A 16,864-nucleotide genomic window follows, 5' to 3' on the forward strand; every position below is an offset into this window, starting at 1 on the left:
GAGGAAGATGAGATTGAAAAATTGAATGAAGAAATTGCTTAGCGCTATTTTAACTGAGACTTTAATGGATTCGATCTAAATAGCCTGCTAAATTTAATTGATGGCTTTTCGATGAGTAGATAGAAAATATAGGAGGCAAGGATGCTTCCTGAAAAGGTGATAAATAGTAAATAACCGCTACTTGCAATATGTTTTTGGGCAATTCTAACGACCAGAATAGATATTGGCACATGTATCAAATAGAGGGAATATGATATATTACCTATAAATAAAACAGGTTTTAGGGAAAATTCCGGTTTATAGAATAGTAAAAATAGGGCTGCTATTATTGGCACCGCTCCTGATTTTATTGAGACGGATTGCATCACATAAAATGAAAATACAAATAGAGCAGCCAATGTAATTTTGAGATTCAATCTTTTTGTAAAGCCTAAAAAAACTATGAAGCCTATAGTAAAGTCGTAAAGGTTTGTAATTATAATTCCTCTAAAGTTGGCTTTCAACAAAATACATATAACCGAAGGAATAATAACCGCGGATAATGCATACAACGGTTTTAAACGCATTAGAAACGGGTATGCCAGCCCGATCAGGATGTAATATTGAAACTCTATTGATAATGTCCAGTAAACGTCACTATACCAATGCGCATCGCTAATAAAAGGTACTAAATATGTTAGGTGTAGTAAAACAGATTTAGCGTTAAGAGCGATTAAAGGTTGCAACCCGATTAGAAAAACTAAAATTATGCTCGCCCAATATGGTGGATCAATTCTAATAATACGACCTGTTAAAAAGCTAAAAAAATCTTTAATTAAATAAACCTTTTTATATAACGAATAGGGCAATATAAAGCCGGAAATCACAAAGAATATAGCTACTCCAGACTGGCCCTCATTTATTAAAGCTTGTAAGATTCCGGTTGTATGAAAGCCAGAAATCATCGCCAAGTGGATAAGACAAACTAATAAAGCAGCAATTGCCCTCAACGTAACTATGCTTTCTAACCTCTCGTTTATTATCATATAATTTCTGAAAATACAATTTTTAATTAAAACGGTTGTAGGGAATAAGTAGATGATGCAGAGTTTGTGTCCATATTAATGGGTAAGCCATGATTATTATTTCCACTAAAATCCCTCATTCCCAGCCTTATGTCACTACCATCTTGCAGACTTGAAAAGTCTAACAATTCAAATGTTTCAAACTTGTACCAAATTAATAAATTTTCGGTGGTTGTGGGGTTTGCGCCCATTCCATTATTGTAGTTTGTAACGACCTCATTTAATGGTAATACTTTATTGTAAACCCTAAATTCATCTATAGGATATATATTTACCTCGCTTCTCGAGTATTCGATGTTAACTGTAAAATCGTTAACAGGATAAGATGGTATTTGACTTGTAAAAGATGCAAGATCTCCTAAACGATAACCTATTGGATCAGCATTTTGTATTAAACCAGATTTGCCGTTATCTAAATCGAAATATTTCAATAAATGCTTTGTCCCTGAAGTTGGGTAGCCAAATTCATTCCAATCCCTTGCATCCATGTTAAACCTTGAATTACCTCCAATAATGCCCGTCCAATGCATCCCTGCAAGCGTGTAATTAAATACAGATGCGGCTTTACACCATATCTCAAATGTGATGGATGTGTTGATGTATTTACCCAGCATACCTGGCACCAAAAAATACATAGCTGTCCCGTTAGGCTTTAACCCATTATCAAACCCAAATGCTGCTGGTAATGCCCTTCCAAAACCTTTACCTTTTGAACCCCTTATTTTAGGATTTAATCCATTTCTGCTTGCCATATTATGCTGCGTATGAGCCGCCGCTTGTTGTTACTGTAATTGTTTCGCCGCTTGTTAATCCACTCAATAATTTCATTTCCAAATTCATATTGAAATTAAGGTCGATAAAAGGGTTACCATCGCTGTCTATTTGCAACCAGGGCAGGTTGCCCCTGTTTAACCCCGAAACTATAGGCACAGAGCCATTGGTACCTGCGCCAGCCGGGATAGTAATGGTACCCATTGGTGCTATCTCCCCGCTTATTAAATTATGTAACTGCATAATCATGTATTTTTGTGAGGCAGATGTGCTGCTAATCGCCAAAAAATTTATCCTGCTGGCAGGATCTGCAGGCGCATAGGTTTGTTTTGCCGTAGTGCCGTCGGCATTGGTAAAAGAGATAGGGCGCACGCCAATTCCCTTCGTAAATGCAACTATTTCGTTATAAGATGCCATAATTATCTATAATTTGATTTTTTAAAAATTTTAAGAATTACACTTTCCTGGTTAACCGTGCCAATTTTTGTGCTCACTTCATTAATAGCCTCAACAAGGCTATTTGTAGCATCAGTAGATAATTGAGATTTATCCCCAACAACATCAATAAATTGTGAAGTTGTTACATAAGTAGCACCTGGTGCTACAGTAACTTCATTTCCTGATGGTGTAACCAATACAAATCCAATCTCCACGCAATTGGTCGGTAATGAGGGTTTAACAGGATTTGTGGCCGCTACGCCGGTAAGTAATACAACCGTGTTTATGGTTGTAGCATATATCAGGTCGATCCGGTTATTTGTTTCATTTGCCACGGTAATGGCCAGGTCAGTGGCAGATAATGTTTGATAAATTTTATCTGCAATTCTCCAGCTCCCCGGGGCGGCGTTAATGTTCTCTTCGGTAACTGATAATAATAACCCGCTGACTATTCCATCAGGTGCATGCACCCCACCTCCGCCTGTCATCTCCACCCACTCCGTATCATAATTTCCATCACTTACCTTAGCCAAAACCTGCCCGGCGGTACCTCCGGTCGGGACGCCTTCACCGTTGAGGCCGTTAGTTCCATTGGCGCCGTTTGCTCCCGGATCACCTTGCGGTCCGGTTTCGCCTTGTTCGCCGTTTATGCCAACTATTGTTATGCCCGCCGGCCAAACGCCGTTTGTTTTAGGGCCGAAAAGCTGAAAGGAATTGGTGTTGATATAAAAATCGCCGTTGGTACCGGTTAATAGGTTTGAAGGGTTTGAGGTGCCGCTTAAAATGGTGCGGCCATTTGCACCGGTATCGCCCTTGTCGCCTTTTTCACCCCTTGCGCCCGGGGGGCCTGTCTGCATCGAGAATACCTGTGCCCATGTGCCTGCATTTTTACGGTAAAATATACCGGTATTGGTGTTGATATAGGTGTCGTTAGTGTTGCCGATGCCTGGGCCGGGTATGCCCGAATTATATAAAACAGTTCCGTCCTTTTCGGCATCGGTGGAGGGCAAGGTGTATTTTACCTGCCAACTGCCCGATGCTTTCTGGGCGAACGAGCCTGCGGAGGTATTGATGAATAGGTCGCCGTTTTTGCCAATGCTGTTTTGCGGTAAGGCGCTGCCAAATGATACCGTTGCACCGCTGTTGATCCCCGAGTTGATAAAGGTTAAAAGCGCGTCGAAATTAAACTGGTAGTCGGTGCCGTTGTGCACCACTACAGATGTATCTGCGGCGGTAACGGCGCCGAGTATGGGGAGTTCGCTTATTTTTTTGTCTGCTGCCATTAGTTTAAAAATTCGGTGATCAAATGGTTGGTGTTAAAATTATCCGCAGGAAAATTGAAGTCGGTTTTATCTACCGACCGGATGCGCGGGCCGGACTGCCTGCTGCTTTTGTTTTTTTGATTGTAATGCCACACCGGGAAATTCTGCTTTTGATCTGTTAAGAAGCGTTCCGTTTCGTTTGCGTAGGCATTGGCCGTGCTGCGTTGCTGCTCTACCAGTTTTACAATATCTTTTGCAGGCAGGGCATCCGCATTATCGTAACGTTTGGTTATCGGTCCGGTAGCGGTGTAATGCACCGAATCTGCTTCAATAAAGCGGGCAAATGCAAAATAGGCAAGTACAGGTTGTAAGCCCTGGTATAAAACAATGTGGCCGTCATCGTCCAGGTATTCGCAGCCGTTAAGCAGGTCTTTGTAATGCTGCGGGGCGTCGTCTTTAAGGTTGCCTTCGGTATCCAGCTGCTTAATGAGGTCATAATAAAGTATGTAACCTAAAAAAGGTTTCAAGTCAAGCTCCTGCGCTTTTTGGATGAACACTTTTATGCGCTCGGTTTTTACATTCGCGGCGATATCCTGGTATCGCTGCAATGTTTCGGGGGTGATTAAATTTAACATGCAATGGTCCTCCTGTCCCCGCCAGCCGGCGGAGATTTTTTTAAATTCTTGATGATCTTATTTTGTAAATTATTTCGCCGGCTGGCGTGTTAAGCACACATGGCCTCAGCTTCGGCTTGTTTAAAGCCGTAGGCGTATACCAGTGTTGCTATCTTGGTTTCAACGGCAATTACCGACTGCAGCAGCTGGTTGATGGCAGCCCCGGCCTTAATACCTATCACGTCATCGGCAATGGTTGCCGGTACCGGTATAATACTCCAGTTTGCAGAAGGATTGATACGGGTACAAAAATGACCGAACAATTCTTCCAGCGTTTCGCTTAGCTCCAGCCTGTCGGCAGCGGTATTATCGTTAAACTCGCGGATGGCTTCCTTTTTTTCGCCGCCATTGCTTAGCCCCGATGATTTCTCGGCGTTGATCAGTTCCTTGGGCACCGAGAAGCCTTTAACGATGCGGGCCTCTACCGACCTTTCCGTTGTTTCAAAAAGCTTATCGTTGTTCTGGATAGCATAGGGTTGAAACTCCGGTTTGGAACTCTCGTCCTCATATTCGATCACTATGATCTTTTGAGCGCTTTTGGCCCCCTGGAAACTGCCCAGGTCTTTTTCTAACTGCGAAGGCGTGTTAGCTTTGCCGTTATCTGTACTGTTCTCCGCTTCTTCGCGGCGCGACTGCATGAACAGCATGGTTGAGGGAAGGAAGCCTGTAGTAACCTCGCGGTTGTTAAAGATCTTGATGCCGGCCTCGGTCTCAAAATCCTCCCAAACAGAATCTGCTTCTATCAGCGGGTAATCATCCACCTCGGGGTTAAAGTAAAGTAGCTGGCCCTTGTATTTATCCCATCCACCGGCAATTTTAACCTGCTGTTTAATGGCTTTTTCGTCAGGATCGTACTTGTCCAGAAAGTTGATTTTGCTGCGCATGATGTTCTTCCAGGTCTTTCTTCCCCAATCGTTATATATGGCAAACTTGCCCGCGGTTTCGGCGTTGTCGGTATCGCCCATGCGGATGTCCTCGAACTTTACATAATTTACCGATGCTATCTTAAAATTGGCGTTATAGTTAACATGGATGCCAAACCCGCGGAATAACGCTTTATCTGACGCGATGGCTTTTAACAGTTTGGCTATGGTTAAGCCCTTGTTGTTGATGATCTGTTTGCCCAGCAACGGTTCTTCGAAACTATTACCGGTAATGAATTTGGCCCGCTTATTCCAGCAATCTTTAGCGGTGTGCGATTGGCCAACCAGCTCCAGCATCCGCTGCGGATAGGCGTTATCCATATCGTAATTTAAGATGCCGAAGGTTTGGTTGGGCCTTACCAGTATTCGCCGTTCAATTTGTGGTAAGTAGGTTTTCATAGTTATTGAATTTCACTGATTTTGGATGATTCCACCGATTTTGATATTCGCTTTCTTTTGGCTTTAGCGTTAGGCTTTTCTTCTTCCGGACTTTCCGACTTACCGTCTTCCGGGCTTTGGGCAAACAGCCCCGCTATGTGCGGATACCTTTGCAGGTACCATTCGGCTTCTTCATCCGTAAGGGTATCGTTACTGTGTACCGCCGCCGAGTTTGGTGCGAACTGGTGGACGCCCGGTTTTAAAATATATTTTTTCATAAGCCTCTCCTAAACGGCGCAGCCCTCATGAACACCATGAGAAACAAACGCCTTTTGAATAATCCTCCCCGGTAGGAAGGACTTTTTTATAATTAAATGTGATTTAATTCTCTCCGCTAACCAGCGGAGGAGACAAAGAGGGGGCTTACGCTACCAACTCTTCCAGCGCAGCTATGGTGCTTGCGTAGGTAGCCGTGCCACTTGTAGGGGCGATAGACACCGCGCGTGGTGGGTAAGGCTCTTTCAGCTTATCGGGGTTGGTTAATTTGATCTTGTAACCGCCGTCTAAAGTTTCGTCGGCTGCGTTGCGCTCTGCTTCGGTTACGATAAGGCCGTTTACCGCGCCAAATAATTCTATGGCCGAGTCGCTGTCTTTATAGTTGTTTACCGAGATGGCACGTACACGGCCGTAACCCATGGCCATCAGCTGCGCTTTAACATCGGTAGATAAACCGGCTATGTTAAAGTCGATCTCCTCGGTGTAGCGCGGGCCAACCTGGGTTTTGGCCAGCTTGCTAATGGTGTTAAAGCTGTTGTTGGTGCCTTCAAATTTGTAAACCTTGGCAGTGCCTACAGCGGTGATATCTTTGATGATCAGCGGATTTAAGGTGTCATAAGTCAGCACAAAATCGTCCTGGTTAAAAATGTATACCACATCTTCGATACCTGAAGTAATTGGCCCCGATGTGCCCAGGCTAAAGCCCGCGTTTATTTTATTGTAAATTGACATGTTTATTTATTTAAGCCCCCTCTAAATCTTCCCCGGTAGGGAAACTTAAAAAGGATAGTTTATTAAGTGAAAGGTTATTAAAGCCCTTCCGCTTACCAGCGGAGAGGGTTTGGGTGGGCTGCACTACGCGCCCAGGTAAAACAGCTCGTTAGCGAATTTGAAGTTTACTGCGGCCTTCATTCGGGCTTTCATGCGCACCACATTATCGTTGGTGTAGGGCTTCATGTAAACGGTTGATAGCTCTGAAGCATCGCCCAAAAGATCCACACCCAGGAACAGGTTTGACGAGCGTGCACCTAAAATAGTATTGGCCTGCCAGTGGTTCATCAACTGCAGTGGTACGCCCAGGTAATCCATTTTCTTAGGGTCGGTAAAGGCATTCAGTACATTTACTGCCTTATCTGCCTGTGCCTGTGCATAGGCGTAACCCACGTGTAACGGGATCTGCAGGTTAAAATCTTCCTGGCTGCGATCTGCAGGGTCCAACTGGGCATAGATGCCGGTTAGTACGCCTAAAACATTGCTCGCGTTAATGTAACTTACAGTTGCCGCGGTTGCTGAGCCGCTGAAGGTGGCCGCCTTGCGGGTGTTCACTTCGTTGTAGTTGCGCACCAACTTAAATGTAGTTGCACCTGCTACCTGGATAAAGTAAGACTGACCCTGCACATCTACACCACCACCACCGTTTGTAGTGTCTTTACTCATGCCGGTTACATTAGTGATGGTCACCACATCGCCGTCTCTTAAAGTGGCGGTGCTGTTTACGGTTACTACTCCCAAACCGCTGATGGCGGTCGCTGCCATGGAAGTTTCTGATTTACCCAGGCCAACTTTGTACACGCCGCTTGCTGCCGCGATGGATGGCAATAAACCCGTAAACGGTGCGGTGAATGCTGCTTCTTTGGTGGAACCCTTACCCAGCCAGTACAAGCGCTCGTTAGCAATTTGTATTTTGGTTAAGTAACGCTGTACCATAAAGTCGCTTAGGTCAACCACGCCTTCGTAATCAAGAAAAGCGCCGGGTTTTAGTTGCTGGCTCTCCCATGATTGTACCAGTTTGTCCCATTGTTCCTGTTTCATAAACTCGTAAACTACCGGGTCTAAGTAGCTTTCGGTTTGTGTGGCGGTAGTGCCCTGGTCGGCAAAGATGCCCGATGGATTTTGCAGCACCACATCATCGTCCACATCAAGGATGATCTTGCGTTGTTTAACGTCGTTAATAACGGTTAACAGGCCACGCTTTACGGAGTCGGCCTCCAGCAGCGTACTTGCCATAAATCCCGCCAGCGCTTCGCCGGCATAGGTGTTGTTTGTAAATGTAAATTGAGCCATTTGTTTTTGTTAGAATGTTTTAAAGTTGATTTCTTAAATAGTGATTGTACGTTTGCCCGACAGAAAGTGTGTAAGTGCTAACCTTACAACATTTCAACCTTTTAACTTTACAACACGCTACTTCCCACCGCTCTTTTCACCGCGTTTTGGGCCAGGGGGCTTTGAGGTGCAAAGAAGGGTTGGGTTTCGGTTTTGGCCTTGCTGCTGCGTTTGCTTCCTTCGGGGGTGAAGTCGCTTTTTATTTCGTTCTTCACTTCTTCGCGGGTTTTGCTGAGGCGGCTTTGAGCTTCTTCAAGCGCTGCTTTAGCCTCATTCAATAAAGCGTTTTGGGCGTGTAAGCGGGCTTTAACTTCTTGCAGGCGGTTTTGTACTTCGCTGGGTTTTACGGGCAATTTAAATTTTGCTGCCGGCGCGCTTTCTTCGTCCTCATCATCCACCGCAACCGGCGTTAGCTTTTCTATCCGGCCTTGCTTAACGGCTAATTGCTCGCCATCGGCGGTGGTGTAAGTATCGGTAACGGCGGGGGTGGTAAGGTCTTCGTCCTGATAAACCTCGGCCCCTTCAGATAGTTCGCCGCTGTGGTGCAGCGTGCCTTTGTCTGTAATGGTTTGTTTGTTTACCACGCGCTTAAAAAAGTTCATGATCTTGTCTAAAACCGTGGTAGTCCGTTCAATGAGTTCTCTGTTGTCTGTGTTCATAGTTGTTTTTTGGGTTAAGATCTTGTTAATGCAACGCTGGTAAACCGCGGGCGCCGTATCGGTATATTTTTTGATGAGTGCGCTGTTGATGATGGTTTCGCTGTAATCTTCAATGGCGTCTACAAAGCCCAGGTTCAGGGCCTGGTCGGCAGTCATCCAGGTGACGGAGTTGATCAAACTATTAACGGTAACCCCGTCCAACCCGGACTTGTCCATGTAGATCTGCGCCAGGCGCGATTGCACTACATTTAACATCTGCACATCTTTTAAAAGTTCATCGGCATTGCCGCCGCTGCCTACCATAGGTTTGTGGATCATGAGCAGGGCATATTTGCTCATCACTATTTTGCCGCCTGCCATGGCTACTACCGACGCTGCCGACGCCGCAAGGGCATCTATATGGGTGGTAACGTTGCCCGGGTACTTTTTCAGTAAGTCGTAAATGGCTATGGCATCAAAGGCCGAACCACCTACTGAACTGATGTGTACCGCAACATCGGCGCCGGCAGCTGCATCTAATTGTGATTTTACATAGGCGGACGACAGGCTCCCCGAGCCTATGCAATCCGTTTCGGTATCGTATAGGTATATTTTCATAGTTTGTTAGTTTTAGTCGGGAGTTGGGATGTCCGAAAGTCCGTAAGGCTAATTGTGTTTGCTTGTTGGTTTTAAATTCCGTTTGGCATATTTTAAACCGTTTGTCATGGTGAGCCCGTCGAACCATTGGTCGCTTTGCTAAGTCTTCGACAAGCTCAGACTGGCATTGCAATGGGTGCCGTTTGGCATACATCAAAGGTCGGGATAATTTGTTTTAGTTGTGGTGACAGTAGCGTGTCAGTGGGGCGGTCTGAACTCGAATTACACGAATTTTTGAATTGTGAAATTCATTTTGATAATTCTTTAATTCCACAAATTCCGGTTCAGACGATTGAACTATACAAATATCGGGACTATTATTGATGGCGATGGTGACACAGGTTTGTCAGTAAGCTATTTTCTTCGCACTTCGCACCAAAATCCCCGCACCTTATCACACCGTAAAACAATTCATCGCCCGCCATATGGTGCGCTCGTCTTTATCGAATTTTACTTCGGCTTCCAGCACGGCCTGGTTTTTGGTGATGCCGCGGGTTTGTAGCTGGGCGTTTACCCAAAGGTAGATCTCGCGGTAGGTGAATACCTTGGTGTTAATTAAACCGGCTTTATACATGGCCGTAAGAATGCCCTCGTCGAAAAGTGTGTTTGCTGTTTGGATGTTCATTGAAGTTAGTGAGTAGTTGATTATGAGAGTGGTGAGTGGTTGCTAAAAGCTTTTACCTTTCACCTTACAGGTTTACCCTATTCACCGTTTGCGCCAGTATGTTTTGCTGGTTGTTAACATCTTTCACGTCTACATAAATAGGGGGGAAGTTGTTGATCATCTGGTAGGCCAGGGTGTTGGCCATATCTTTCATGTCGTTAACGGGTTGGTTGTAGTAACGGTTGGCATTGCCACCATCGGTAAATATACCGCCTATTGCGTAGCCGCTGCCGGTATTTGGTGCCGAAAAATCCCTGCCGCCGTGTGCAACATTGATGGCACTTACCAGGTTACGCGCCCATGGGTTGCGCATCGCTTCGGATACCACCACCGCCTCGCCGCTGCGCAGGTAGGCGTTTGTATTGTCGGTACGGCTGTAGCCGGGCAACAAGGCTCCTCGACCATCGGATATGTATTGACCGCCAACAGCAAAGCCAGGCTTTTGCTTAGCAATTTCGGCTATTGACATGGCACCCTGGCCCGCCATAAAAGCGGCTTGTGCTATACCCAAGGCCTGCCCAATAAAGGGTATCCCCGAGTAAGCCTTAAGTGATTCTAAAACCGCTCTTTTTGTGCTGATGATAACATCGGCTATAGATGTAGCTTTTTTTGCCAAAAATGCTGCCTTATATATCGCAGAATCTTTTTTACTGTTTTTTAATACAGAATCGATATACTTATCGCCTGCATGCATTTTTGAGGCTATCAGCTCATCATTTATTTTTATCCTTTGTTTGGCCGTATCCTTTTCATGCTTTGTTATGCTATCGTTATCTTTTTTAGCTTCTACTTCGGCAGTAGGTGAGTTAATTTCATTTGTCTTCTTTTGTTGCCCGTCCGTTACATTCGTTCTGATTTGTTTTGATGCATCAAGTATTTGTTGCTCTAATTTTATAGATTCTTCCAGGATCTTTATTTCCTCGGCCTTGCCTTTCTTTTTAAGTTCTATTATCGCGGCCTGCTGCTGGGCCATCTTTTCACTAATTTTTTTATCTTCAGCATCAATAGTATCTAATTTATCTTTTGTATCGAGGGCAAGCTGAGCTACCGCCTTTTGTTTAACATCGGTTAAATTATCAATGGTCATTTGTTGTAACTGGTGAAGATATTCATCGAGCTTTGCCTTGTCTTCGGCCTGGAATTTTTTGTTAATGGCAGCAAATGCTTCTGCTTTATCTTTTTCGATCTTAACTAACTTATCTGCCGAATTTTTATACTTTTTTTCGAGGGTACTAAAATGTGCTTCGGTATCAGTTACCTCTTTGGCATACTCTTTAAAAATAGCCTCGCTCATACGGGCCATATCCGCAATATGGTCGCTATTTGCCTGTTTTCGTTTTTCTTCGGCTACAGTTCTTTTCGTATCAGCAACTTCTTTTTCTTGTTCCCTTTTCTTAGCTAAATCATCAGCGGCTTTTTTGGCTTTGGCCATTTTCTCTTCGGCTGCGGTGCCCTCCTCGTAAGTTTTTACAATCACTTTTTTAGTGTCGTTGTACGCCTTTTTAATTTTATCAGTGCCGTTAGTTACGCCTGTAACACTTTGTATCAATCCATCACCAATCTTTTTAAAATCAAGGTGGATAATGCCATCCAATATAACGCCAATTGCTTTGAGCCTGTTTAAAAAATTGTTTCTCAAAAAGTTCCCAATTTTTTCAAGGCTTTGCATAGGATGGCTAAAAGCGTTTACCATAATTTCGCCCATACCGGCAAACCCATTTTTTACCGCTGTTACTACTTTTTCGACAACAGCCATTGCACCATGCAGTTTTTTTAGCCCTTCGGTGTTAGTTGTGAAGTATTCTACAAGTGATTGTAGTACCAGTACCAATAAACCAAAACCGGTAGTTTTAATAGCGCTGCCAACACTTTTAAACCCGGTTTGTATGGCAGATAAGCCTGTTTTCATGGCGTTAAAACCGGCTGCGGCATCATCTAAAGTTGTAGCAAATTGAGGGTTCTCTTCAACATATTTAGCGGTGCTTGTTTTTAAAGTTTCGAAAGAAGACGATAATGCAGCTACCGACTTTTCGTGTGCATCAAAAATTCCCCTGCTTTTCTCCAGTTTTTTTCCCTGATCACCTACTGTTTTGCTTAGTAACGCAATTTGGCCGTTTAGTTTAGATGCACCTGCTGCATGATCTCCCTGCGAACTTGTTAAAGCCACATATCGGTCTTTTAAAGATTCTAATAAGGCTTTGTTTTTTTCTAACGAACCTTTACCCATGTCAAGCATTTTGATGTTTTTATCAATTTGCTCATTGTTGCTTTTCAACGCAGCTTCTGCTTTTCTTAAAATTACGGCGTTATCCTGGTAAGCTCTCGAAAATTTCTCGGAACCGGAAGCCATTTTTTCCTGTGTGGCGCGTAGCTTTTTTAAAGACGCTTCCAACTCGATATTTGCATCTTTTAACTTTTCGGTGTCGGCCAGGATCCCTGAAATATTTAAATCGTTCTTCATATGTTTGTTATGCTATTTGGCATATTTTGTTTTAAATAATAAGCCCGATTAGGGCTTATTATTTATTAGATATTAGTTTTGTGTTTTTTTCTTTTAGCGCTCTTTTTTACTACAGCAGGTTTTCACTTAATTTAATTGCCGAATCTGGTTCAGCTTTAGGCGACACAATAGGATTAGCAGTTTTATATTTTGTTAACGCTGTGGGTGCTTCCAACCTAATATCATATGGCCGTAAGTAGTAAAGATCATTTGCCGAAATGTAACCCCTTGGGATCTTTGAAGTATAATACGGGGCAATAAGTTTTGTATTTGGTTTAACCACATACCATTTTTCTTCTGAGCCACCGTCTGACATAGCAATTGTATTATCTTTAGATACAAACAACGCTACAGAGGCATCATTATATTTAAACATACTGTCTCTTGGTACACATGTTCCGCCAAACTCAATCATTATCGCTTTTTTTAACGACGTATCAAGCTGGGCGGCCATTTTCCGTTTATCAGCAAGTGATATCTTCATCGTGTCAATGTCGGCCGTAGTAATTGGGCGGATCAATTTTTGAAATCGGAAAGAAACTTGTTTAGCTGTATCAGTAATGAAAAGATCATCAACATAAAGCGCATCACCGGGCTTAACCTTTCCCCAAGAGAGGTTTGTATCATGATTTTGCGTTGTTATCACTATAACAGCTATAGCAATAAAAAGAGCCGCTACGCCAATAGCACCACAACCATAACTGCGTTTTCTAAGATCCCAAATGCCATTGTCTTTTTCCCATTCAATTTCTACAAGCGGGTCTTTCAAGCTTTTATCTCCAAATAAACCCATATAACTGTGTGAAACTTAAATTATTTTTTTGTTAGCAAGCAAATAAACATTTTATATAAGGCGTCTTCATCATCCGGACTCTCATCGTCGATGTATAATTTGTATGTCTCTATTGGTGAGGTTTTTAAGAGGGTTATATCTGCAGGCGTTAAAGTGAATATAGCAGAACGCAGGTAACCCGAGCCCTCATCTACGGTAGATGTAACTTTTACAGCAGGCTTATTTATTTTTTTACCATTTTTTAGGAGGATAGTTACCCCTTCTTTAGTAGCACGAGGCGGATCTCTCCGGGTACTTAGATATAATGTATAGGATGGCACGCCGTTTTGGATCCTTTTACTGAAGGAACAATTAAAGGACCTTCCGCCACCGTCTAAAGGCGTATTAAACTCTTTGGCTTTATCTACCTTATTGTACTCGTAGGTAATACCGGCACAAGGGACATTTTTTATGGCTTCAAACTCTTTATTGTCTGCAGCTGCGGCAGCGTTTTCTTTAGTTAAATCTTCAACGCATTTTATACTCTTATAAGTAGGAAGTATAAAGAAGCTGCTGCGTTCAAATACGTAATATACAGGGCCGGTTTTAGCGCTATTTAACAGTAAGTAGTTCAAATGATCGTCTACGGCTGCTTTCTCGCAAACAAAAACTACGTTTTTTAACGAATCATATGAGGATGCCCTAAACATCTTAGGATCTTTGTATATGATATTGTTTTCTACGTTCTTACTTGAGAAGTTATTAAAATCTGTAAAAAATTTTGAATCTTTTTTATAATCCTTTACAAAGTTTTCCACGCCACTGCTACTAAAACCCGAAACCGAGAGTGCTGAAGTATCGAGTATAAAATGTTTGTTTACAAAATATTCCGGCGTACCATATTTGGGTTTAGCCTGGCCAAAAACATTTAGGCAAGAAATAACAAGTGTTGCAATAAGTAGGTTTATTTTCATAAAAATGCTAATTTTTTTGGTAAATATAATTATCAGCTTTATTAATAGCAACATTGTTTACAAATATTTTTTAGTAGCCGTAGGTTCAAGATCTCAACAATATTTTAGGTATTGAAATCTTATCTAAAACCTAATTTATCGTAGAAGGTATCATCTTTTTCTTAATTAATTACCCTAATTTAATTAGCTCTACCTTTACCGGCCGGCCTTTGCGCCAGCTGTCAATTTTGTTAATGTAGTAGTAGGCGCCATCCTGCTCCAGGTAAACGGGGATCAGCAGGTCAAGCTCCAGTATGTCGCGTGGGGTAAGCATAAAAAAGCGTTCAACCTTTTTGGTTTGCTGTAATATTTTTTCCAGCTCGGGGTAATATTCTATGCGCAGGTTTTCCCATAGCAGGCTGTCGGTTTGGCCCGGCTTGTAAAAGTACGGTACAGCTATAGTATCGTTATTTACTATGTTGGTTGTGCCATCGGTAAAGGTTACCTGTTTGCTTAGGTTAAGCAGGTTTAACTTTTGATCTATAAGCAGCCGGGGCTGTGTGCCGATGTTAAAATCAATGGCGTTTATATCGCTCGTGGTATCAACCTTTAGGATCTGGGCTATGCTGCCGCCAATGTAGGGGCGGTTAAGGGTAGGGGCAAACCGGCTCTCGAAAAGGTTGCCGGTTGCCGGCAGGGTTTTATCGGCCACGGTTATTTGCGCGTTGCCAAAGGCCTTGGGCAGTATAGCTTCATCCACCTTATATTCCATGGTGTTCATTTGCGCGTAGCCCCCCAGCTGGAAGGCTACGGTTTTGCCTTGGTCCAGGCATTTGGCTGTCCAGTTTTTGGCCGCCGGGATGTTGTTCACAATATCTCTGAACGAGGCGAAGGTAACCATGCGGTTTGTATTATCGGTTTGGCAGATGATACCGAAACGCTGCAGCGTATCTTTAAGGAGGTCTTTTTGGGTGATGTCGGGGAAGATACGCTCGCACTGCACCTGCTGTTTGTAAAGTACATTTATGTCCTTAGATTTAATGATGAGCGATGAGCCGCTGTAAAGCGTAAAGTTAGCATGGGTGTTACCAAAAAACTCGTACTCCACGCTTACCTCGTCGCCAAAGGTAAGTTCAACATCTGCCGCCATGTTGCGGGGTTCAAAATCATGCCAGCCATAAATATTACCGCCGTTTCCTTTTTCCCTGTCGCGCGTGTCCCATACCGAAAAATCGTAATTTGTTTCGTTTGCGCTTACGGTACCGAACGCTGTTTTAACCGCAATGCGGATAACTACATATGCCGGGTAACCCGTAACCCGGCCGTATAACCTAAATTTTTGGAATCTTACCTCCACATTAACCGTGGTTATTTGTTTAGCACGGTAAACGTACCCGTTAAACTGGCTGTGCTGGTCGGTGGTGGTGTCGGTAAAGGGTAGCACACCACGGTTATCGGCCACGTTATTGTGGTTAATAACCCGGGTGCTGCCCACAAAGGCGGTAATGCCATACTCATCCGGTTTGTTTTGGGTATTGCCGCCGTGTTCAAAATTATCGTTAGCAAACTGTACTATCAGCTTATCATACAAAGGCTGCTTAAGTAAAAACGAATGGGGGTTAATGCGGTACCCAGCGCTTTTTACAAAAAGATCTATAGCGGTTTTCAGGAAAAAGCCGGGGCGCAGGTAGCGCACATCAACTTGCGGGTTGTTGCTAAAATCGGGCGCTATACGGCCATAATCAACCACCGGCCATATCCACCCCGATGTATTGCTTTGCGATGCAACTACTGTTGCTAAGTCCCAGGTATGGTCAAACGGGGTAAAAAGGCCTTGTTTGCCAATGGTGGTGGTGCTATCGCCCATGTCGTAGATCTTAACATCCAGGCTGTCAAAAAAATCAACGTTGCCGCTAAGTACGGTAATGGCCGCGCTATCCTGTTCAATGTTGTTTAAAATAGCAAGCCCGCTGGGTACTATCTCCAGCCCGTCCTGTATTATTTTGGCCTGGTAATTATTATAAGGCAGGGCGGTGGTAAAGGCCACATCATCCGGGAAACCCAATATTTGGCGGTTGCGCTGTGTAAGCGGAAGTTTAAATTGGTTGCTGGTATTGCCCTGCTGGTTTTTTACTTCGGCCAGGTTGTTGATCTGGAAGGTGAGGGCAACGGGGCTATCGTCTGCCAGGTCAACCAATTCGTCGTTTAGGTATAGTTGTAGTTGGTTCATGGTTTTTTTTTATATTATCTTCGCGAAAACCTTATCATGAAAAAAATTTACGCTTTACTATTTGTTACCCTATTGGGATTAAGTTTTTACGCTTGTAAAAAAGATACTCCCGCAGAACCTACCAACAAAATTACCGGTGAATGGAAAATTAATAACCGCGTTTTCGAATTTTACGCGGGTGGGAAACTCATTGATACCCAAACTGAAAATAACAGCGGTAATAACACGGAATATGTAATTTTAAATGAAGATGGTACTGGTAGTTTTAAGAAAAACGGTGAAACGAATGTTAAATTCGCATATACCGTTTCAGACGCTACAATAAGCTTTACCCATGTGACTAGTTTTTACAACAACCAATGGTATGATGGGTCGGATTTTAAGTATACGAACCTCAAATTGGGCACTGCTGAATTATATTATTCTACAGAAGGCCCGGTATCCAGCCCGGCTCCATATGACAAGTATGTTACCCGCGTGCATTTGATAAAATAAATGACCCGGGAGAATACACGGATTGTTATACAGGTTTTAGTCTGATAAGTCCGAAATCGAACATCA

16 protein-coding genes are annotated in these 16,864 nt (G+C 43.5%); 1 reads left to right on the forward strand and 15 read right to left on the reverse strand.

What is annotated here, in order from left to right; all coding sequences use genetic code 11:
• Nucleotides 1–44: 44 nt before the first annotated feature.
• The 15 genes from RHM67_RS06770 to RHM67_RS06840 form a co-directional block, all read right to left on the reverse strand.
• Nucleotides 45–1,025 carry an acyltransferase gene (locus RHM67_RS06770; RefSeq protein WP_322231342.1) on the reverse strand — a complete coding sequence of 327 codons (981 nt, stop codon included), beginning with the start codon at nt 1,023–1,025 and terminating at the stop codon, nt 45–47.
• A 26-nt stretch (nt 1,026–1,051) separates the two neighbouring features.
• Nucleotides 1,052–1,816: a hypothetical protein gene (locus RHM67_RS06775; RefSeq protein WP_322231343.1), complete on the reverse strand. Its 765-nt coding sequence runs from the start codon at nt 1,814–1,816 to the stop codon at nt 1,052–1,054.
• Nucleotide 1,817: 1 nt separating this feature from the next.
• A complete protein-coding gene (locus RHM67_RS06780) occupies nt 1,818–2,252 on the reverse strand; it encodes a hypothetical protein (protein ID WP_322231344.1) in 435 nt (144 codons plus the stop codon).
• A gap of 2 nt (nt 2,253–2,254) precedes the next feature.
• Complete coding sequence (locus RHM67_RS06785) at nt 2,255–3,556, reverse strand: hypothetical protein (protein ID WP_322231345.1); 1,302 nt, start codon at nt 3,554–3,556, stop codon at nt 2,255–2,257.
• The gene (locus RHM67_RS06790; RefSeq protein ID WP_322231346.1) at nt 3,556–4,170 is read right to left on the reverse strand and encodes a hypothetical protein; all 615 of its coding nucleotides are present in this window, start codon (nt 4,168–4,170) and stop codon (nt 3,556–3,558) included. The genes RHM67_RS06785 and RHM67_RS06790 overlap by 1 nt, the downstream gene beginning before the upstream one ends.
• Nucleotides 4,171–4,259: 89 nt before the next feature.
• Entirely contained in the window at nt 4,260–5,531 is a 1,272-nt protein-coding gene (locus tag RHM67_RS06795; RefSeq protein ID WP_322231347.1) for a hypothetical protein, read from the reverse strand.
• Nucleotides 5,532–5,533: 2 nt separating this feature from the next.
• Entirely contained in the window at nt 5,534–5,788 is a 255-nt protein-coding gene (locus RHM67_RS06800; protein ID WP_322231348.1) for a hypothetical protein, read from the reverse strand.
• Between the two features lie 145 nt (nt 5,789–5,933).
• Complete coding sequence (locus RHM67_RS06805; protein WP_322231349.1) at nt 5,934–6,518, reverse strand: hypothetical protein; 585 nt, start codon at nt 6,516–6,518, stop codon at nt 5,934–5,936.
• A gap of 123 nt (nt 6,519–6,641) precedes the next feature.
• Entirely contained in the window at nt 6,642–7,850 is a 1,209-nt protein-coding gene (locus RHM67_RS06810; protein WP_322231350.1) for a hypothetical protein, read from the reverse strand.
• Between the two features lie 107 nt (nt 7,851–7,957).
• Entirely contained in the window at nt 7,958–9,145 is a 1,188-nt protein-coding gene (locus RHM67_RS06815) for a head maturation protease, ClpP-related (protein ID WP_322231351.1), read from the reverse strand.
• 433 nt (nt 9,146–9,578) lie between these two features.
• A complete protein-coding gene (locus RHM67_RS06820; protein WP_322231352.1) occupies nt 9,579–9,809 on the reverse strand; it encodes a hypothetical protein in 231 nt (76 codons plus the stop codon).
• Between the two features lie 64 nt (nt 9,810–9,873).
• Nucleotides 9,874–12,309: a hypothetical protein gene (locus tag RHM67_RS06825; protein ID WP_322231353.1), complete on the reverse strand. Its 2,436-nt coding sequence runs from the start codon at nt 12,307–12,309 to the stop codon at nt 9,874–9,876.
• A 109-nt stretch (nt 12,310–12,418) separates the two neighbouring features.
• Nucleotides 12,419–13,141, reverse strand: coding sequence for a hypothetical protein (locus RHM67_RS06830; RefSeq protein ID WP_322231354.1), 723 nt, complete (start codon nt 13,139–13,141; stop codon nt 12,419–12,421).
• Nucleotides 13,142–13,161: 20 nt separating this feature from the next.
• Nucleotides 13,162–14,094: a hypothetical protein gene (locus RHM67_RS06835; protein WP_322231355.1), complete on the reverse strand. Its 933-nt coding sequence runs from the start codon at nt 14,092–14,094 to the stop codon at nt 13,162–13,164.
• Between the two features lie 169 nt (nt 14,095–14,263).
• A complete protein-coding gene (locus RHM67_RS06840) occupies nt 14,264–16,303 on the reverse strand; it encodes a hypothetical protein (protein ID WP_322231356.1) in 2,040 nt (679 codons plus the stop codon).
• Nucleotides 16,304–16,339: 36 nt separating this feature from the next.
• Here RHM67_RS06840 and RHM67_RS06845 point away from each other — a divergent pair, with 36 nt between their 5' ends.
• Complete coding sequence (locus tag RHM67_RS06845) at nt 16,340–16,798, forward strand: hypothetical protein (RefSeq protein ID WP_322231357.1); 459 nt, start codon at nt 16,340–16,342, stop codon at nt 16,796–16,798.
• Nucleotides 16,799–16,864: the final 66 nt, after the last annotated feature.

This window comes from Mucilaginibacter sp. 5C4 (assembly GCF_034345625.1).
Taxonomy (GTDB): domain Bacteria; phylum Bacteroidota; class Bacteroidia; order Sphingobacteriales; family Sphingobacteriaceae; genus Mucilaginibacter; species Mucilaginibacter aurantiaciroseus.